Raw genomic sequence first — 18,896 nt, forward strand, 5'->3', positions numbered from 1 at the left:
GCCGCCGCCGCCGGGCGCGTGGCTGGAGACCCAGCGATGAGTCATGTTTCGAAGTTCGCGCTGCTGCTGGCGCTGCTGGCGGCGGCCTTCGTCAGCCAGGCGCGGCCGCTGTTCGGTTTCACGCCGTTCCCCTACGACGCCACGGCGCAGGCGCTGGGCCGGGTGGCCGAGCTGCTGCAGGACAACGCCACGGTGCATGCGCTGCACTTCGACGACGGCCTGCCCTGGGAGGAGGTGATGGACGGCAAGCCGCTGCCGAAGAAGGTCCAGAACGACTGGGACGACGCGCTGCGCGCCGTGCCGCGTGGCCGCCCCGTCTACCTGGGCCTGACGCCGCTGGCCAAGGACCGCAAGAGCCTGGCGCCGGGCCGCACCGACAAGGACGTGCCGCTGCCCTGGAGCTTGAAATTCGCGTCCCTGGACGACGACAAGGTCAAGGCGGCCTACCTGGAATACGCCCGCCGCGCGGTGCGGCAGTTCAAGCCGGCCTATCTGAACCTGGGCATCGAGGCGGGCGAGCTGGCCAACCGCGAGCCCAAGCGCTGGCCGCAGTTCGAGGCGCTGTATCGGCATGTGGCCACGGCGCTGAAGCGCGAATTCCCGCAGATGCAGATTGGCATCTCGTTCGGCCTGCAGTCCCTGCGCAAGCCCGAGGTGGCGCAGCGCGTCAAGGCGCTGGTGGACGCCAGCGACTACATCGGCCTGAGCTTCTACCCGCACGCCTCGCCCTTCGGCGAACGTTTCGGCGAGCCGGCGCTGGGCGATGGCGAGGAGGCCTGGCGCGAGCCGCTGAACTGGCTGCGCAGCTACACCAGCAAGCCCATCGCGATCTGCGAGACCGGCTACCTGACGCGCACCATCAACATGCCCAAGAACAAGCTGACTATGAAGGGCGACCCGGGCCTGCAGGCCCGCTACGTCAAGGAGCTCGCGCAGTTTGCGGAGCGCGACCAATACCTGTTCGTGGTCTGGTTCCTGGCCGTCGACTACGACCGCCTCTACGAGCGCATGGGCGGCGACAAGCCCGACAACGAGGTCAACCTGATGTGGCGAAACATCGGCCTGTGGGACGGCGACGTGAAGCCCAAGCCGGCGCTGGAGGAATGGAAGCGAGCGCTTGGCGGCCGGGTGGAGAGCGCCCCCGTGGCCTCGGCCGCGCCGGCTCTGCCGGCCCGCGTTCCCGCCACCAAGGCGGCTTTCGACGTGGGCTTCAGCAGCGAGCAGCAGCTGTTCCAGGCCGGCGGCGGCAGCCGCATGGAACTCAAGCCCGATGGCGTGGCGCAATGGAGCTTCGAGAACCGGCACCGCGACTTCGTCTGGGCCTTGCGCGAGCTGGGCACCACGTTGCCGGCGACCACCGCGCGAATGACGCTGCGGCTGCGCAGCAACCGCCCCGGCGCGATCTTCGTGCAGCTGGAGGAGAAGGGCGGCGAGACCTTCTTCGCCATGGTCGAGCCGGGCAGCGACTGGGCCGATCTGAGCATCGACCTGGCCAGCTTCAAGCCCGACCCCGCCAAGCGCCGCGATGGCGTGCTGCAGGTCGATCAGATCAGCAAGCTGCTGATCGCCGACCAGGGCGGCCGCGACCGCCCCGAAGGCCGGCGCGAGGTGTGGCTCTCGCGCTGGCGCTTCGAGTGAGGGCGCTGCCCTAAGCATGGGCGGCCTCGCGGTAGACCGCCAGCGTCTGCCGGGCGGTTTCGTCCCAGCTGAAGCGGCGTGCGTTGACCAGGCCGCGCTCGCGCAGGTGGGCCGCCAGCGCGGGGGACTTCCACAGCTTGAGCATCGCCTCGGCGATGTCCTCGGGCCGGTAGGGGTCGACCAGCAGGGCGGCATTGCCCGCCACTTCGGGCAGTGAGGACAGGTTGGATGTGATGACGGGCGTGCCGCAGGACATGGCCTCGATCACCGGGATGCCGAAGCCCTCCCACAGCGTCGTGAAGACGAAGGCCTGCGCGCCGGCGTAGAGCAGCGGCAGATCCTCGTCGGGCACATAGCCGATCTCGACCACGTCGTCTTTCAGGCCCAGGCGGTGGATGGCCTCGTCCAGCCCCTCGCTCAAGGGCGTGCGCCGGCCGGCGAGTACCAGCTGCACCGGCTCGCCGGCCTCGCGCCTGAAGCGCGCAAAGGCGTCCAGCATGCGCACGATATTCTTGCGCGCCTCCAGCTTGCCGACGAACAGCAGATAGGGCTTGTCCAGGCCGTGGCGCTCGGCCATCAGCCGGCGCGCGGCGGACGGGTCGGTCGGCACGTACTGGTCGCCCACGCCGTTGTAGACGACGTGCATGCGCGAGCGGTCCAGCTTGAAGAGGTCGGCCGTCATGTCCAGCGTGCATTGGGACACGCAGACGATGCGGCGCGCCGAGCGCAGCCCGCGCTTGATCAGCGTGTTCAGGCGCAGCAGGATGGGCGGCGAATAGAACTCCGGGTGGTTGAAGGTGCTGAAGCAGTGGTGGGTGAAGACATAGGGCCGTGTCGAGAACGGCGGCGGCGTGAAGGGCGCGTGCAGCAGGTCGATGCCGTCGCGCAGCAGCGCCAGCGGCAGGCCGACCGCCGTGCTCAGCACCCGGTGGCCGGAGTTCAGCACCTGGTGGCGCATGCGCTCGGTGGCCGGCGGCAGCAGCGCCGGCGCGGTGGGGTCGAGGCTGTAGGTCCGGTAGCGCGTGTCCGGGTCGACGCGGGCCAGCGAATGCACCAGGCAGCGCTCATAGGTCTCGGGTCCGCCGGCCTGCCGGCCGGTCATCACCAGGAAGATGCCGACGTTCATGGCGCGGGGCCGCTGAGTTCGTCGTACGTGGCCTCCACGTGGGCCACGGCGGTGCGCAGCGAATAATCGTTCTCGATGAAGTGCCGCCCGCGCGCGCCCAGGGCCTGGCGCCGCTCGGGGTCGTCGACCAGGCTGAGCACGGCGGCGGCAAAGCGCTCGACGTCCAGCCCGGGCACCAGCACGCCGTTGCGGCCGCCGGCCAGGATCTCCGGCAGGCCGCCGACGTCAGACGCCACGATGGGCAAGCCGGCGGCCAGGCCTTCGCAGATGGCCAGCGGCACGCCTTCGATGTGGGCCGGATGCACCTGGATGTCAGCCAGGGCCAGCAGCGGCGGCAGATCGGGCACGAAGCCGAGGAAGCGTACGCTGCCGCCCAGTTGCAGGCGCTGGGCCGCCGCGCGGATCTCGGCCTCCAGCGGCCCCACGCCGGCCAGCCACAGCAGCAGCCCGGGCCGCTGCTGCAGCAGCCGGGCAAAGCACTCCAGCAGGAAGACCTGGGCCTTCTCGGGGTAGAAGCGGGCCACGTTGATGAGCACCGTCTGGCCCTCGGCCGCCCCCAGCTCAGCGCGGCGCTGCATGCGGGTCGCGGCGTCCAGCTCCGCGCGGTGGGTCTCGAAGCCGCAGATCAGTGTGCGCACCTCGGCCTCGCCAAAGCCGCGCTTGAGCGTCTCGAGCCGCGTGTTCTCGCAATGGGCCGTGACGCAGTCGAAGTGCCGCATGGCCCAGACGTCCACGGACTGGATCAGGTTGCGCTTCCAGTGGTCGTAGTCGAACCACACGTAGGCCGTCGTGATGGTGCGGAAGGCCCGGCCCGACAGCCAAGAACCTGCCAGCGTGACGACGTCGGCATAGCAGTTGTGGGCGTGCACGATGCTGATGTCTCGTTTCGCCGCGAGGGCCGCCAACCCGCGCGCCGCACGCAGCACCGGCTTGCCGCGGTGCCAGGGCAGGCGGGCGACCGGGATGCCCAGGCGCTCGGCGGCGTCGACGAAAGGCTGCTCGGTGCCGCCCGGGTTGGCGAAGCAGGCCAGGTGCACGTCGAAGCGTTCGCGGTCCAGCGCCCGTATCCAGTTCAGCACCGCCGTCTCCACGCCGCCGTAGGCCATGGTGTGGATCAGGTGCAGCACGCCGATGCGGCGGACGCTCGGTCTGGCGACGGTTGGTTGGCGGGCCGGCAGGGCGAGTGCTGTCGTCATGATCAGGCCGCTTTACGTTCGCGCCGCGTGGCAGGCCGGGCGATGACGATGCCGGAGCGGCTCACCCTCAGCCCGTCCAGCATGCGCTGCATGTCGTTGAGTTCGGGCCGCTGCGAGAGGCCGGCGTGCAGCACGATGAGCACACCGTCACAACGCGAGGCCGTGACGGCGGCCTCTGGCTGGGTAGTGATGTGGCCCAGGTTCACCAGCACGAAGCGGTAGTTCTGCCGGTAGTCTTCAATCACGGCGGCGGCGGCCGGCGACATGCAGGAGGCCACAAGGTCTGGCAACGGCCCGCCGGCGGGCACGGCGCCCAGGGCGGGCACGCGCGTGACCAGCGGCAGCGGGCGCGCGCCCGTGGCGGCAATGTGCTCGGCCAGGCCGGGCGTCAGCTGCGTGCCCAGCAACTGGTGCAGGGAGGGTGCGCGCACATTGGCGTCGACCACCAGCACCTGGCCCTGGCCCATCACCGCCAGTGCCACGGCCAGTTCGACGGTGGTGCGCGACACGTCCTCGGGCAGGGTGCCGGTGACGCCAATCACATTGCCGGCGGCGGCATGCAGCACCTTGAGGCGCGCCGCCAGCCGGATGCCGTCCTCGGACAGTGGCATGTCTCCGCCGGCCAGTTGGCGCAGCACCGCCGTGATCTGCTCCGGCGTGAGCAGGCCGCGCTCGCGCAACAAGCTGCCGATCGGGCTGGACACCCCGGCCTCGCGGCGGCGGGCCTGGTCTTGCAGGACGTCCTGCACCTGGCCTTCACTCAGATATCCCAGCCTTACAGCGGTATCGCCAAATTGCGGCGGTGCTTGTTCTTTTGTCATGAGCCCCACATTACGCGCAATGCCAGCCCGGCAAAAGGTGCCGGGACGAAGCCAACTCAGGACTTCTTGCGCTCGATTCGGATCGGCTCACCCTGGCGCTGCGGCAAGGGCGCGCGCTGCTTGCTGGGGTGATAGGCAAAGATGTCGCAGGTGTCGCAGACCGTGGGCCGCCGTTTCTCCACGACTTCCGCCGAGAACAGCGAACGAGCGCTGACGAACTTGTCGTTGTTGAAGATGGCCTTGACGTCGATGGGCCCTTCGTCGAGCTGCGCGAAGTCCCGGTTCTTGCGGTAGACCACGCAGCAGGGCGAGACACCGCCGTCCGGGTTCACCACCATCGACCGGTACAGGTAGAAGCAGGGCGCGGGCTTGTTGGCCTGGCCGTACTGCTGTTCGGTGTGGTCGCTTTCAACGCGGCCCTTCACGCTTTGCGGATACCACTGGTCGGCCACTTCCTTGCGCTCGCGGAACTCGAACGGCATGCCCACCGGGATGAAGCGGATCAAATCGACGCCGAGCTTCTTGGCCATGGCCTCGGCCTGGGGGATCTCGTGCTCGTTGGTCTTCATGACGATGTACTGCCACTCGACCACAGGCGTCTTCTTGCCCCGCGCATTGCGGCGCCGGATCAACTCGGCCATGTTGTCAACGACGCGTTCGAAGTCGCCGCGGATGCGGTACTTCAAATACGTTTCAGAGCTTGCGCCGTCGAGCGAGACAACGAGGTACTCCAGCCCGCTGTCGATCAGCTTGTCCAGGTCGTCGCTGGTGGCGATCACCAGGTTGGAGCTCAGGTTGGTGCCGACATCGGAGCGTTGCGCATGGTCGATCATGCGGAACACCTCCTTGTTGATCATCGACTCGCCCCAGTTGTGGAGATAGGTCTCGAACAGGTAGGGGCGGTGCGGCTCGAAGTAGTGCTTGAAATGCTCGAACGACATCATCGACTGCTCACGGCCCAGGTCGTTGAGCCCCGTGGGGCACAGGGGGCAGCGCAGGTTGCAGAAGTTGCATGGGTCGATGATGAGCAGGTAGGGGTGGCTGTCGACCCTTACCTTGCGGCGCATCCGTTCGTACTCGACCTTGGCGAGGTTGGCCCATTTGCGCGGCGTGCCGTGTTGCACCACCGAATTCAGGTGCCGCGCGTTGCGGGTGTATTGGGGGACCTTCTTCAGCAGGCGCTCGGCAATGGCGAATGTCATGTGTTCTCTCGCTGGGCGACAAGCATTGCGGGTTGAGCCGCGGGTTGTGAAAGGCCGGCCGTGCGCAACAGGCCTTCCTCGAAGCTGACGCTGGGCGACCAGTTGAGCAACGCCTTAGCCTCGCTGTTGTCGCACCAGCTGCGCATGGTTTCGGTCGGCCGCACCGAGCTGGGCCGCACCATCACCTTCTGGCGGCCGCCCAGCAGGCGCACCGTCAGGTGGGTGATCTCGGCCACGCTCATCTCGCGATTGCCGCCTATCGGCAGATTCATGCCGTTGATGTGGCGCACATGCGAGGCCGCGGCAATGAAGGCGTCAATCACATCGTCGATGAACAGCGGGTCGCGGGTTTGCGCGCCACCGTCCAGGGCGATTTCTTCCCGGCCCGAATTGACGGCATTGATCAGGTAGGTGAACAGGTTGAAGCCCTGACCCGGCCCGTACACCAGCGTCGGACGCAGGCCGGCCGCCTGCAGGCCGTGCACCCGGCGATAGACATCGATCAGCCGCCAGCCCGTTTCCTTGGACACGGCGTAGCTCGACAAGGACTCCAGGGCCTGATCGGAGCGGTAGGGCACGGCGCCATTGCCATAGACCTTGGCCGAGTCGCCATAGATCAAGGACACCGCCGGCAGGGTCAGCAAAGCATCCAGCAGATGGGACAGGCCGACGATGTTGTGCTGGATGACGGACTGCGTGTGCTCGCAGTCCTCGGCGCCGTCGGGGTGCGCCGCGAGATGGAACACCAACTGCGGCTGCGCCTCCTTCACGACGGCGCGGATCTGCTCCACGGACCGCAGGTCGCAAGGCACATAGCGGTAGGCGTTGGCGTCTGCGTCCAGCCGCCCCGGGCGGCGCGCTACGGCGGTGATTTCGGCGCCCAGCGTGGTGAGCCGGCGCACCAGGGCGGCACCGATGAAGCCGCCCGCACCGGTGATCAATACGCGTAACGGCGCCCCGGTGGGAGATTCGAGCGGGAGCATCAGAAAGCTCCGTCCTGGACCAGCACCTTGCGCAGCGTGGTCAGCAGGATCTGCATGTCATAGAGAAATGACTGCTTGCGGACGTAGTCCAGATCGAAGCCCACCGTGTCGAAGAAGGTCAGGCGGCCACGCCCTGAAATCTGCGCCGGGCCCGTGACCCCCGGCCGCACGCTGAACTTCAGCAACATGTCGCCCTTGTAGTAGGGCAGCATTTCGGGGATCTCCGGTCGCGGCCCCACCAGCGCCATGTCGCCGGTCAGCACGTTCCAGAAGTTGGGCAGCTCATCCAGGCTGGTGCGCCGCAGCCAGGTGCCCTGACGGGTGACGCGCGGGTCTTCGTCAACCTTGAAACGCAGGTCGCTGAGCTCCTCCGGCGAGTACTGGTAGGCATACAACTCGGGGAAGCGCTGCCGGGCGTCGACATAGAGCGTGCGGAACTTCAGGAAGGTGAAGGTCTTGCCGTCCTTGCCGAGGCGCTTCTGGAAGAACAGGGCGGGGCCTGGGCTGTCCAGCCGAATGATGATGGCAATGAGCAGGATGACTGGCGACGCAATGACCAGCACCGCCAGCGCGAACATGACTTCGAAGCACCGCTTCAGCCATCGAGAAGCGCCGCGTGTTGCTGGCGCATGCGCCGGCGACATTCGCAGTGAACCGAAGTGGTCGACTTCTGATTCCGCAGTTTGAAATTGAGCTGAATCAATCATGCGAGCATCCTGGAAAAGGCTGCGCGAGCAATTCGAATGCAACGCAGCGATTACTACGGGCTGCGAAAACATTGCCAATACAAACACCAGCACTGCTGGCAGTGGCACCGGCAAGTCGCAACAGACGACATGCAATATCCAGACCAGTCTCTCTATCGCTTTTATTCGATTTCTTCAGGCAAACGCGCGGCGAGACTGCCTGCCGGCAATGCCCTTTCCAGGGGTGGCAATGGTTGGAGTTATTCCGCCGGATTTGGGGTGCGACCGAACAAGCGCCATACGGTCGTTAGCGCCGTCAGCGGTTCAGCCTGCCAATTCCGGGAGCGCATCTAAAGCCTGTCTCTGAGAATCAATCGCCTACCTTCACCCTTTCAGTGCCTGCGCTTGGCAATAACGGTGAACATTTCGCCAATCAAGAAACGAGTGCCAGGACCGCCCATCAAGGCGCCGTGCGGCGACGCCGGGCCAGGGCCCCAATGGCCAAGCCGCCCACGAGCATCAGGGAGACGGTCGCGGGCTCAGGCACGACGGCTGCCGAGACCAGGCTGACTTTGAACAGGTTTTGCTCCTGGCTCACCACGGCGGCCGAGTACCCGCCCGCCGCGCTGAAGGTCAGTTGGCCGTTCCAGAAGCCAAGGTTGGAAAAGCTGCCCGCTGCCGCCGTCGTCGTGCCGCTGTACGTGCCTATCGTCAGCGGGTCCGCCGAGGCGATCACCGTGCGGTCGAGGTCCTTCAATACGAGTGCCGCAGCACCGTAGTCTTCATCCTTGACTGCCCAACCCGTCAGCAATGCGCTTGTGGTTGCAACGCTGCTGGGGCTGTTGGTCTCTGAAAAGACGAAGTTGCCGACGAACAGCTCCACGGGGCCATTCAATGCAAAGCCGGTATTGGCCTTGATCAGGAACTGCGGCAGGTTGAACACCGGCCCGGCGGGATTGACGCTGTTGAAGCTGCTGGGAATGGACCAGCCAAATGACTTGGATGATCCACTCTCGCCGTTGAACGTTGGAGCTCCAAACCCGGTCGAATCGTCGTAAACGACGGTGTACGAACCGTAGTCGACAGCAATGAATGCGGCAGAGGCCGAACCTGCTGCACAGCACGCCGAAACAGCAACAGCAATCGCACGAACGTTCATGAAGGCCCCCAAGAAAAAACGCTTTGTGCAACGAGACTAATGCGGCCAGATGTGACTGAGTACCCCTACAAATGAGTGCCCGGGATCGGGCGGGATGCTGACTTCATCAAGTTTGATGAAGCGTTTTTTCCGGTGCAAAGAACCTGCATCTGCACCTATGGCGTGCGCGGTGGCGGGCCGTATCGAGCTCGCGCCTTGGGGGATGCATGGCCAAGCGTGCATGCCGAATTGGTGCGTGCCTGCTGTCACGGTTCATCCCGAAACGCCAACACCCGTGGCGGAGTCCTAGTCATCCGGCTTGAACAGACCCCCGGACTTGCGGGGGGCAAGAGTCGGCGCGCGCATCGGTTTCAATAGCGATCCATGTCGATCCGCCACCTGCTCGTTCTGCTTGCCCTTGCGGGCGCGGCCGCGATCTGGTGTGCGTGGCCTGAAGACGCGCCAGTCGTTGCGCCAGCCGTTGCGCCGGTCGACGCGGTAGTGGCGCAGCCCGTCGAGCCAGTGGCCGCCAGCCAGCCCACGCCGTTGAAGGCGGACGTGTCGCCCGCGCGAGACTGCCTGCCCGCGCCGCCACTTCGCCCGCACGACCAGGCCATGGCTTTGCAGCGCGCGGTTGCCACGCTGGCCAGCGGCGCGGGCGGCGATGCCGTGCTGGCCCTGCTGATGCAGAAGCCCGCCGACGACGACGCGGCCTGGGCCGAGCAGGTGCGCCAGGCCGCCCTGCGCTCGCAGGACGCACAGGCGCTGCGCTGGGCTGCGGAAGCCTGTGCCACGTCAGCCTGCCGCCGCGAACTGCTGCAGGAGCGCCTGCGCCTGGAGCCTGACAACGCCGTGCACTGGCTGGCCTGGTTGGACGAGAACCCCGCCGCCGCAGACGAGGCCTGGCAGGGCCTCGCCGCCGCGCGCTACTGGCACGAGCAGCCCCTGACTCTCGGCGAGCGCATCGGCCGCGCCTTGCCGCCGGCGCTGCTGCCGGCCCAGCGCGAGGCGCTGTTGCAGCCGCTGCGCGACCAGCCCTGGGCCGCGCCGCCTGCGCCGTCCATCACCTTGGCCAACGCCTGCGGCCACTACGGCCCGACCCACGCCATCGGCGCGGCCTGCGCGCACGCGGCGACGCTGCTACTCACGCGCAGCGACTCAGCCGCCGCCTGGCAGCAGGGCGCCGATCTGGCCCAACAACTGGGCCGCAGCGACATCCCGCCGCCGCCGGCACCGCCTCCCGTTACCGGCTGTCGATAGGGAGGGGCTGTGCAGACCCTGCCTGCAATCAATCGGCTGAGTGAATGGCGTTTCTCGGTAGCGCGCCTGAGGGCGATGGCTTGCATCGCTTCCTAGACTGCGCTTGACCGCACCGGCAGTACAGGGCGCGGCACCGCAGCGGCGCTACACGCCGGCCTGCGGACCACAACGACTGGAGACTACCGATGAACTTCCCCCTGCGCGGGCGCCTGACGGCGCTCGGCCTGGCTGCGGCCGCCTGTACTTTTTCTTCCACGTCGGCGCTGGCCGCCTTCGGCGTCACCGACGCCAGCGGCGTGCTCACCGTCGACAGCGGTGCGGGCCTGGTGTTCAAGGTCAACAAGAGCAGTGGCGACATCACGTCCATCAAGCTCAATGCCGGCGCTGAGCTGCAGGGCCAGACCAAGTTCTCCCACATCAGCTCGGGCCTGGGCGCACCGGCCACCTACGCGCTGTCGCCCTCGGGTACGACGGCCGTCATCACCATCACGGCCTCCACGCTGAAGCACTACCTCGTCGTGCGGCGCAACGAGAACGTCATCTACATGGCCACCCACGTCACGGCCGAGCCGGCGGTGGGCGAGCTGCGCTGGATCACGCGGCTCAATGGCAGCGTGTTCACCGGCGTGCCGGCCGAGTCCAACCTGCGCAGCAACACCGGCGCCATCGAGAGCAGCGACGTGTTCGGCATGAGCGACGGCACCTCGCGCTCCAAGTACTACGGCAACCAGCGCGCCAAGGACCTCGCCGTGCGCGGGGTGACGGGCAGCGGCGTGGGCGTGTTCATGGCCTATGGCAACCGCGAGTCGGCCTCGGGCGGCCCCTTCTTCCGCGACATCCAGAACCAGAGCGGCGGCGACACTGAGGTCTACAACTACATGAACTCGGGCCACAACCAGACCGAGGCCCACCGCATGGGCCTGCACGGCCCCTATGCGCTGGTGTTCACGACGGGATCGACGCCGGCCGCGCCGGACATGAGCTGGATGTCCAGCCTGGGCCTGCAGGGCTGGGTCAGCGGTCGCGGCAAGGTGGTGCTGAACGGCCTGTCGAGCATGGACACGGCCTATACCTACACGGTGGGCTTTGCCAACGGCACGGCGCAGCATTGGGGCACGGCCTCCAGCAGCGGCGCCGTCACCGTCGCCAACATGAAGCCGGGCACCTACACGATGACCGTTTACAAGGGCGAGCTGGGCGTCTTCACCGAGCAGGTGTCGGTGGCCAGCGGTGGCACGACGACGCTGAACACGCGCGCCATCACGGCCGACCCGTCGGCGCAGAGCGTGCTCTGGCGCGTGGGCAACTGGGACGGCACGCCGCTGGAGTTCCTCAACGGCCAGACCTTCAACGTGCGACATCCGTCGGACTCGCGCAACCCGTCGTGGGGCCCGGTCACCTACGCCGTGGGCAGCGCCACGAACAAGTTCCCCGGCGCGATCTGGAAGGACGTCAACAGCGGCACCAAGATCACGTTCACGCTGACCAGCGCCCAGCTCGCCGCGCGCACGGTGCGCATCGGCATCTCGGCGGCCTACGCCAACGCAAGGCCGCAGATCACGGTGAATGGCTGGACGTCTGCTGTGCCCAGCCCGTCGACCCAGCCCGACTCGCGCTCGCTGACCATCGGCACCTACCGCGGCAACAACACGACGTTCAGCTACAGCGTGCCGGCCAGCGCCTTCGTGGCGGGCACGAACACGCTGACGATCAACGCGGCATCGGGCAGCGGCAGCACGGCGTTCCTGAGTGCGGGGTTTGCGGTGGACGCCGTGGACATGTACTGACGGCGCAGAGGGCGGGGCGCCTTGGTCGGCGTTTCGCCCGTCCTAATGGAGCCTGCTGGGTGGCTGCGAGCTGAAGATGTCGAGGTCGGATTTCGACCCAGAGCGGAAGTCGGTCCTGGTGATGTGACCGCCGGAAAGCTGCCGTTGAACGCGCGGGTCTAACCAGCAGCTTGCGGGAGGAGGCAGACGGGCGGCCGAACGTCGCAAGGAACCGCTGGGGACCGCCCTCCGCGCTCCCGCCACCTAGGCTATTCGTCGAAGACAAAGGTTTCCGACCGGCATAGCGGGAAGACCGAGGGCGCACACACGCGAACGATGTACCTTACACCAGAGTCCAAACTGAACGTCGCAGCTTCGCCGGTACTCGCCGGGCGAAAGCGCCCCCAAAACACGCTTGGTCTCCAATCGTTGGTTCCGGCTCTGAGCACAAAGGAATGGATCTGCACCATCTCGCCTTCCGGCAATGCGCTCCAAACCGTCTTTTCCGACGCTGCCTCTTTGATCTGAATCGACCCAACGTCAGACGGATAGTCTCCGAGCAGCTCCGTGTGAACCACAACGGAACGCGCGCCCTGCCTCTCGATTGAAACGGTGGGCTGTGCCCACCATAGATAGCCAGCTGCGATTGCACAGGCCAACACCAACAACGACGCCAGCGCGGCAAAGGCAATGGTTCTCATGAGATTTAGCCTACCCGAAAGCAGACTTTGCCTACCGGCTTCTTCTGGCCAGGAGCCGCGATTCGCGCTCAGCCTCCGAGGCTGCATTTCAGCGAGGCGCGGCGGGCAGGTATGCCTGCACGGCGGCATCGTGGAAGCCGTGCTGCAACTCGAGCTGGAAGGGTGAGAAGTCGAGCTGCACGAACAGCGCGAAGACCACCTGCTCGCTGGGGTCGATCCTGAAATAGGTGTTGTAGCCACCGCTCCAGCCGTAGCTGCCGGGCGAGCCCAGCCACGCGGTCGGATCGCCCGCCTTGCGCACCGCCACGCCCAGGCCGAACGACTGCCCGGGCAAGAAGGGCAGCGGGATGCTGTCCACCTGCGTCGAGCGCATCAGCTCGACAGACTGGCGGCTGAGGATGCGCACGCCGTCCAGCTCACCGCCGTTGAGCAGCATCTGGCAGAAGCGCAGGTAGTCCGTGGCCGTGCCGAACAGATTGCCGCCGGCAGAGAGGAACAGCGGTGCCAGGTTGTCGAGCGGCAGCCGCACCAGGCCCTGGCCCGGCTTGAGCGCATACGCCGGGACGACGCGGGCGCGCTTGTCCTCGGGCACGCGGAAGGAGGTGTCGTTCATGCCCAGCGGGCCGAAGATCTGCGCCTGGAGCGCCACGTCCAGTGGCTGGCCCGTGACGACCTCGATGATGCGGCCGAGCACGACGGTGGCCGGGCCATAGCGGAACCCGGCGCCGGGCTGCGCGTCCAGCGGCACCGTGGCCAGGCGCGAGACGTACTGCTGGAGCGTGAAGTTGCGGTTTGCCGGCAGGCCGGCGAGGGCCTCGCGTTGCAAGTGGGCGCCTGGCGTGTCGCGCGGTGGCAATCCCGCAAAGCCGGCGCGGTGCGTCAGCAAGTCGGCAATGGTCATCGGCCGCAAGGCCGGGACCTGATCAAAGCCGCCGGGTGCGCCTTCGCGCGCAACGGCGACCTGCAGGTTGGCGAACTCCGGCAGGAAGTTTTCGACCGGGTCGGACAGGCGCAGCAGACCGCGCTCCATCAATTGCAAGGCCGCGACGGTCGCGATCGGCTTGGTCATGGACTGCAGCTGGAACAGGTCGTCCACGCGCATCGCGCGCTGCGCTTCCATATCCGCCAGTCCATGGGCCTTGAGCGACACCAGCTTGCCGCGGCGTGCCACCAGCGTCACGGCGCCGGCGACCTTGTGCTCGCGATGAAGGCATCGATGCCCGCCAGCCGCTCGCTGGACAGGCCAACCTCCTCGGGCATGGCCGTCGTGAAAGGCGGCGCGACGGTCGGCGTCGAACACGCGGCCAGCAGCAAGGCGATGCCGAGGGACAGCGTCATGCCGCCCGGCCGGTGGCGGCGCGGCGTCGCGCGGCGTTCACCTGCGGTTCCGGGGGGGCTCGTGGCGGCACTGTGCATGGCTCCCCCAGATCGTGGCGTGAGCCAGTCTAGCCCGTAGGCGGCGCCCGTCGATGCGGTCGGTCGCCGCTGATCAGGTCACCCGCGCCGGCACTGCCGCCAGCTGCGCCAACGTCGCATTGCGATACGGCGCGCACAGCTGTTCGACATAGGCTTGGTGCTGCGGCAGGCCGGCCACGGTGCGCGAGACCTTGAGGTGGATGTCGCCGAGGAAGGTGCTCAGCTCCTGCTTGCCCATCAGGTCGGCCACCGGGTGGTAGCGCTCGGGCGTGATGCCCTGGCCCATCATGACCTGGACCCAGGAGTTCTCGGCGAACAGCTCGTCGCTGGTGCGGAACACACGGCCCGTCTCGCGGAAGAGGTCAATGCGGTGGCGCAGCGTGGCGGGCAGCTCCATCTCGCGCACATGCTTCCAGAGCTTGGAGTCGGTGCGCTCGTTGACGGTGTAGTGCAGCACGATGAAGTCGCGGATGTGCTCCAGCTCGCGCTTGGACTGCAGGTTGAACTCGTCGACGTCGGCCTGCTGGATGCCGCCCTGCGGGAAGGTCTGCATCAGGCGGATGGCGGCGCGCTGGATGAGGTGGATGCTGGTGGATTCCAACGGCTCGACGAAGCCGCTGGCCAAGCCAACGGCGACGCAGTTGCGGTGCCAGACCTTGTCGCGCTGGCCGGGCAGGAACTTGATGACGCGCGGCTGGATCAGCAGCTCGCCTTCGACGTTCTTCTTCAGCACCTCGGGCGCGTCGGCGTCGCTCAGTTCCTTGCTGCTGTAGACCAGGCCGTTGCCGACGCGGTTCTGCAGCGGGATGCGCCATTGCCAGCCGAAGGGGTGGCAGATGGAGCGGGTGTAGGGCCAGGCCTCGCGCACCGAGGCGGTCTGCACTGCCACCGCGCGGTCGCAGGGCAGCCAGTAGGACCAGTCCTCGTAGCCCACACCCAGGGCCTCGCCGATCAGCATGGAGCGAAAGCCCGTGCAGTCGATGAAGAGGTCGCCATCGATGCGTGAGCCGTCCTGCATCTGCAAGGCGGTAATGTCGCCATCGCGGCCGTCGGGGCCGTCCATCAGCACCGCGGCGATCTTGCCCTCGATGCGCTGCACGCCATAGCCCTCGCTCATCGCGCGCAGGTATTTGGCGTAGCGGCCGGCGTCCATGTGGTACGCGTAGTTCAGGCCATTGCGCGGCAGGTGGGCGAAGCGGTTGGCGAAGGCGGCGACCGTCTCGGGGTTGTAGTCGGTGTAGGTCTTGGCGATGCCTTCGGCGCGGCCTTTGAGCCAGAAATGCTGGAAGCCGGCGCTCCAGTGGTCGTTGCCCGTCGAGCCGAAGGAGTGGAAGTAGTCCTCGCCGATGTTCTTCCAGCCCTCGAAGGCGATGCCGAGCTTGAAGGTCGCATTGGTCGCCGCCATGAACTCGGCTTCGTTGATGCCGAGCAGGTTGTGATACGTGTGCAGCGCGGGGATGGTGGCCTCGCCGACGCCGACGGTGCCGATCTCCTCGGACTCGACCAGCTTGATGTCGAGGTGCTTGCCGAGCAGCTTGCTCATGAGCGCGGCCATCATCCAGCCGGCGGTGCCGCCACCGGCGATGACGACGCGGTTGAAGGGCTTGGTGGTGGTGTTCATCGTTTCAGCTGAGTCAGGAGTTGCGCGCGGGCCTGGCGCGAAAGGGTGTCATCGATGGGGCCGAGCAGGCCGCGGGCGGCCTCGGGGATGTGGGCCCAGGTGCTGTCATCGGCGCCAAAGACGAAATGCTGGAAGTGGTGCTGCCAGACGCGGCGTTCCTTCACGGGCAGGTCGCGCAGCGTCATCAGCGCCAGGTGCAGCGTGCTCAGCGGCGAGTCGACGTACTCGGGCGTCTGGCGCCACCAGGCGTTGATGAGCAGGTTGACCGGCGCCAGCCCCTCGATGTGATGGAACCACATGCTGGGGATGAAGATGGCGTCGCCGGGCTCAAGCTCGGCCGTCTCGCCGGCGTCCAGCGCACGGGCGAAGCGCGGGAAGCGCTCGAAGTCGGGCTTCTCAAAGTCGACCAGGCTGACGGGCTGGCCGGCCGGGGTCGGGTCGAGCGGGCCCATGTAGAGGTTGGCTAGCTGCTCGGGCGGGAAGACGGTGAAGCGGCGCCGGCCGGCAGCGACGATGGCGAGGTTGTCGGGCAGGTCGTAGTGGGCAGCGATGCGGGTGCGGTTGCCCAGCCACAGGCTGACGAGGGCCTGGCTCGCTGCCTGCGCGCCCAGGCCGAGGGCATTGACGTCGAGGAAGCCCGGCAGCACGGCGTCCACCGTGGTCGAGCCAACGTAGAGGGCAGGGGGCTCGGGCGTTGCGCTGAGGCCGAGCAGGCCGTTGAGCACCTGGTCCAGCGTGGCGGCGTAGCGGCTGAAGTTGAAGCCGGTCAGCGTCTCGTCGGCATAGAAGACGCGGCCACGCGCTTCGGGCGCCAGCTGGAAAAGGCCGATACGCACGCCGTTGTAGAAGCCCATCAGATAGCGGGCCAGGGCTTCGTCGGACTGGCGGGCCGCCTGCACGACCGGCCAGTGCGCAAAGGCGCCGCGCACCACATAGGGCCGGTCGCCGGTCAGCAGCTCGGCGGGTAGGTCGTTGGGGTCAAACGCCCCGGTCCAGGCGGGTACTGCTCGCATGGGTCAGTTCAACGGCGGCTGGCGCGCTCGACGAGAACGGGCAACTGGGCCAGCGAGGCGATCTGCATGTAGATGGGCAGCAGATGGCCCTCGCGCGCCAGCACCTCCAGCGCGGCGCCGGGCAGGGCGGCCAGGCGCTCCTCGTGGATGGTGAACAGGCCCGACAACCGACCCTGCTCCCCGCCGGGGGTCTCGATGTCGATGACGAAGGGCTCCAGCAGTTGGTGGCGGGTCAGCGCCTCGATGAAGACCGGCAGGTGCTGGGCCTGGGCGTGCAGGTGCTCCATCAGCAGCACGACATGATCGAGGTAGTCGCTGAAGCCGCCGTGCGGCATGAAGATGGCGGTGCCGACCTCGCCCTCCTCGGGCCGCACGATGCGCGGGCTGTCCATGTCGATGTGCAGCTGCAGGCTGTCGTCGGGGGCGCGGCCGATCATGAAGGGATCACGCTGCAGGGCCATGGGCACGACGGGTGCGTCCCAGCCCGCGTCGGTCAGGAAGAGGTTCTGACCTTCCTCGAGGCCGAACAAGGCGACGGGCTGGAAGCCGGCGTCGCCTTCAACCAGCTGGAAGACGATGGGGAAATGCGCCTGCAGCTGGCGGAACTCAGCCGGCAGGGCCAGGGCCGACTGGCGGGCGTCGCCCAGGGCGGCGGAGCGCTCGCTGCGGACACGCAGATGGCGGTGAGTGACGTTGTCGAGCAGGGTGGGACGGGTCATGTCTCGGTCTTGTGAATATGGTCTATCAGGCTGCGGTGGCCGGGCAGGGCGGGCACGAAGCGGCGGGCCTGGCGGGCGGCCTCGTCGAAGGCGGCCTGGGCTGCCTGAAGTTTGGCGGGGGAGAGGGCTGAAGCGTCAGGGCGGAAACCCATGCCGTAGAGCACGTACTGGTAGCTGGCCGAGGGGAAGACCTCGTCGATGCGACCGAAATCATGGCGGGCCGGCGGGCGCAGCGTCCACATGGGCAGCAACTCGCGCAGGCGCTCGGGCCAGGTGGCGGGGTCGCGGTGGGCGCGCCAGTAGTCGCTGTCGTCGCGGCTGCTGAGCGCGTAGTGCAGCTTCAGGAAGTCGATGACGCGCGCCCAGCGGTAGCGGAAGTCGTCGTTGAAGCGGCGGGCCACGGCGTCCATGGAGGATCGAGTCATCGGCAGTTCGTCGCACAGGCGCTGGGCGGAGAGTTCGACCAGGGCCAGGGCCGAAGCCTCCAGCGGCTCGATGAAGCCGGAGGACAGGCCGATGGCGACGCAGTTGCGCACCCAGAACTGCTCGCGGTAGCCTGGGTCGAAGCGGATGGAACGCGGCGTGGGCCGCTCGGGTGGTGCGCCGGTGGCGTCTAGATAGGCCTGCAGGGCAGCCTGGGCCTCGTCCTCGCTGGCGTGGGCGCGTGAGTAGACGCAGCCGACGCCGCGCCGCGTGGGCAGGCCGATGTCCCAGATCCAGCCCTTGGCCCAGGCTGTGGCGACGGTGACCGAGGCGAGCGGCGCGTCAGGTGTGGCATAGGGCACCTGCACGGGCAGGGCAGCGTCGTTGAAGAGCACGTCGCGCTCGCTCTTCAGCGGCACGCCGAAGTGCTGGCCGATGAGGCGGGACGTCAGGCCCGAGCAGTCGATGAAGAGGTCGGCCTTGATGTCTCCGTGCTCGCGGGTCTGCAGCGCAGCGATGTCGCCGTTCTCGTGCGACAGCACGGCGTCGACGTGGGCTATGACATGGTGCACGCCGAGCTTGGTGACGGCATGCTCGCGCAGCATCTGGCCGAACAGGCCGGCGTCGAAGTGGTAAGCGTAGTTGGCGACAGCGCCGAACTCGGGGGTCTGCACCTGCTTGGGCGCGCGGCCGGCCTCGCAGACCTGCACGGAGGGGCTGACGACGTCGGCAAAGGGGCGCTGGCCTTGGCTGGCCAGCCAGGCCTGCACCAGGTCCGCGTCGCCATGGCCGACGGGCAGCATGAAGGGGTGGTAGTAGCGGTCGCCTTGCTCGCCCGGCGCACCACGCGCCCAGCCGTCAAAGCGGGAGCCCTGCTTGAACGAGACCTGGCAGCGGCGGATGAACTCGGCCTCGGACAGGCCGATGCGGCGCAGCGTGTCGCGCATGGACGGCCAAGTGCCTTCGCCGACGCCGATGGTCGGCACGGCGCTGGATTCGATCAGCGTGATCTTCAGCTCGCCATGCTCGGCTGCCAGCAGGCCGGCCACCAGCCAGCCCGCCGAGCCGCCGCCCAGCACCACCACCTCACGCAGTCTGTCGTCCACAGGAGCCTCAAACAAAAAGGGCCGCTCGCGCGGCCTCGCCCATCGGCGAACAAGGGCGGCACCCCTGAACGGAGCGCCGCC

General features: G+C 67.5%; 17 protein-coding genes. 3 read left to right on the top strand and 14 right to left on the bottom strand.

Annotated features, from left to right (window positions below):
• The first annotated feature begins 36 nt into the window (after positions 1–36).
• On the top strand, positions 37–1,638 hold the full coding sequence (locus ACXRVZ_RS04970) for a hypothetical protein (RefSeq protein WP_457424710.1): 1,602 nt from the start codon (positions 37–39) through the stop codon (positions 1,636–1,638).
• 10 nt (positions 1,639–1,648) lie between these two features.
• Here ACXRVZ_RS04970 and ACXRVZ_RS04975 read toward each other — a convergent pair whose 3' ends face one another.
• The 7 genes from ACXRVZ_RS04975 to ACXRVZ_RS05005 all read right to left on the bottom strand — a co-directional run bounded on the left by ACXRVZ_RS04975 (position 1,649) and on the right by ACXRVZ_RS05005 (position 8,811).
• Positions 1,649–2,764, bottom strand: coding sequence for a glycosyltransferase family 4 protein (locus tag ACXRVZ_RS04975; RefSeq protein ID WP_457424712.1), 1,116 nt, complete (start codon positions 2,762–2,764; stop codon positions 1,649–1,651).
• Positions 2,761–3,960, bottom strand: a complete 1,200-nt coding sequence (locus tag ACXRVZ_RS04980) for a glycosyltransferase family 4 protein (protein ID WP_457424714.1) — start codon at positions 3,958–3,960, stop codon at positions 2,761–2,763. The genes ACXRVZ_RS04975 and ACXRVZ_RS04980 overlap by 4 nt, the downstream gene beginning before the upstream one ends.
• A gap of 2 nt (positions 3,961–3,962) precedes the next feature.
• Positions 3,963–4,781 (bottom strand): hypothetical protein, encoded by an 819-nt coding sequence (locus tag ACXRVZ_RS04985; protein ID WP_457424716.1) that lies wholly within the window; start codon positions 4,779–4,781, stop codon positions 3,963–3,965.
• Positions 4,782–4,837: 56 nt separating this feature from the next.
• Positions 4,838–5,983, bottom strand: a complete 1,146-nt coding sequence (locus ACXRVZ_RS04990; RefSeq protein ID WP_457424718.1) for a radical SAM protein — start codon at positions 5,981–5,983, stop codon at positions 4,838–4,840.
• Positions 5,980–6,966 carry an NAD-dependent epimerase/dehydratase family protein gene (locus ACXRVZ_RS04995; RefSeq protein ID WP_457424720.1) on the bottom strand — a complete coding sequence of 329 codons (987 nt, stop codon included), beginning with the start codon at positions 6,964–6,966 and terminating at the stop codon, positions 5,980–5,982. The genes ACXRVZ_RS04990 and ACXRVZ_RS04995 overlap by 4 nt, the downstream gene beginning before the upstream one ends.
• Complete coding sequence (locus ACXRVZ_RS05000) at positions 6,966–7,745, bottom strand: sugar transferase (protein WP_458232233.1); 780 nt, start codon at positions 7,743–7,745, stop codon at positions 6,966–6,968. Before ACXRVZ_RS05000 ends, ACXRVZ_RS04995 begins: the two co-directional genes overlap by 1 nt.
• Before the next feature lie 367 nt (positions 7,746–8,112).
• Entirely contained in the window at positions 8,113–8,811 is a 699-nt protein-coding gene (locus tag ACXRVZ_RS05005) for a PEP-CTERM sorting domain-containing protein (protein WP_457424722.1), read from the bottom strand.
• A gap of 363 nt (positions 8,812–9,174) precedes the next feature.
• Here ACXRVZ_RS05005 and ACXRVZ_RS05010 point away from each other — a divergent pair, with 363 nt between their 5' ends.
• The gene (locus tag ACXRVZ_RS05010) at positions 9,175–10,050 is read left to right on the top strand and encodes a hypothetical protein (RefSeq protein ID WP_457424724.1); all 876 of its coding nucleotides are present in this window, start codon (positions 9,175–9,177) and stop codon (positions 10,048–10,050) included.
• 185 nt (positions 10,051–10,235) lie between these two features.
• Positions 10,236–11,837, top strand: a complete 1,602-nt coding sequence (locus tag ACXRVZ_RS05015) for a rhamnogalacturonan lyase B N-terminal domain-containing protein (protein WP_457424726.1) — start codon at positions 10,236–10,238, stop codon at positions 11,835–11,837.
• A gap of 248 nt (positions 11,838–12,085) precedes the next feature.
• On the opposite strand, the gene ACXRVZ_RS05020 is transcribed toward ACXRVZ_RS05015, so the two are convergent.
• The 7 genes from ACXRVZ_RS05020 to ACXRVZ_RS05050 all read right to left on the bottom strand — a co-directional run bounded on the left by ACXRVZ_RS05020 (position 12,086) and on the right by ACXRVZ_RS05050 (position 18,815).
• On the bottom strand, positions 12,086–12,517 hold the full coding sequence (locus tag ACXRVZ_RS05020) for a hypothetical protein (RefSeq protein ID WP_458232219.1): 432 nt from the start codon (positions 12,515–12,517) through the stop codon (positions 12,086–12,088).
• An 88-nt stretch (positions 12,518–12,605) separates the two neighbouring features.
• Positions 12,606–13,697 (bottom strand): serine hydrolase domain-containing protein, encoded by a 1,092-nt coding sequence (locus ACXRVZ_RS05025; RefSeq protein WP_457420775.1) that lies wholly within the window; start codon positions 13,695–13,697, stop codon positions 12,606–12,608.
• Positions 13,694–13,855 carry a hypothetical protein gene (locus tag ACXRVZ_RS05030; protein WP_457420777.1) on the bottom strand — a complete coding sequence of 54 codons (162 nt, stop codon included), beginning with the start codon at positions 13,853–13,855 and terminating at the stop codon, positions 13,694–13,696. Before ACXRVZ_RS05030 ends, ACXRVZ_RS05025 begins: the two co-directional genes overlap by 4 nt.
• A 151-nt stretch (positions 13,856–14,006) precedes the next feature.
• Positions 14,007–15,554 (bottom strand): tryptophan halogenase family protein, encoded by a 1,548-nt coding sequence (locus ACXRVZ_RS05035; RefSeq protein WP_457420779.1) that lies wholly within the window; start codon positions 15,552–15,554, stop codon positions 14,007–14,009.
• On the bottom strand, positions 15,551–16,567 hold the full coding sequence (locus tag ACXRVZ_RS05040) for a cupin-like domain-containing protein (protein ID WP_457420781.1): 1,017 nt from the start codon (positions 16,565–16,567) through the stop codon (positions 15,551–15,553). The genes ACXRVZ_RS05035 and ACXRVZ_RS05040 overlap by 4 nt, the downstream gene beginning before the upstream one ends.
• Positions 16,568–16,575: 8 nt before the next feature.
• Entirely contained in the window at positions 16,576–17,286 is a 711-nt protein-coding gene (locus ACXRVZ_RS05045; RefSeq protein WP_457420783.1) for a SapC family protein, read from the bottom strand.
• The gene (locus ACXRVZ_RS05050) at positions 17,283–18,815 is read right to left on the bottom strand and encodes a tryptophan halogenase family protein (protein WP_457420785.1); all 1,533 of its coding nucleotides are present in this window, start codon (positions 18,813–18,815) and stop codon (positions 17,283–17,285) included. The genes ACXRVZ_RS05045 and ACXRVZ_RS05050 overlap by 4 nt, the downstream gene beginning before the upstream one ends.
• Positions 18,816–18,896 lie beyond the last annotated feature (81 nt).

This window comes from Roseateles sp. P5_E8 (genome assembly GCF_054177665.1).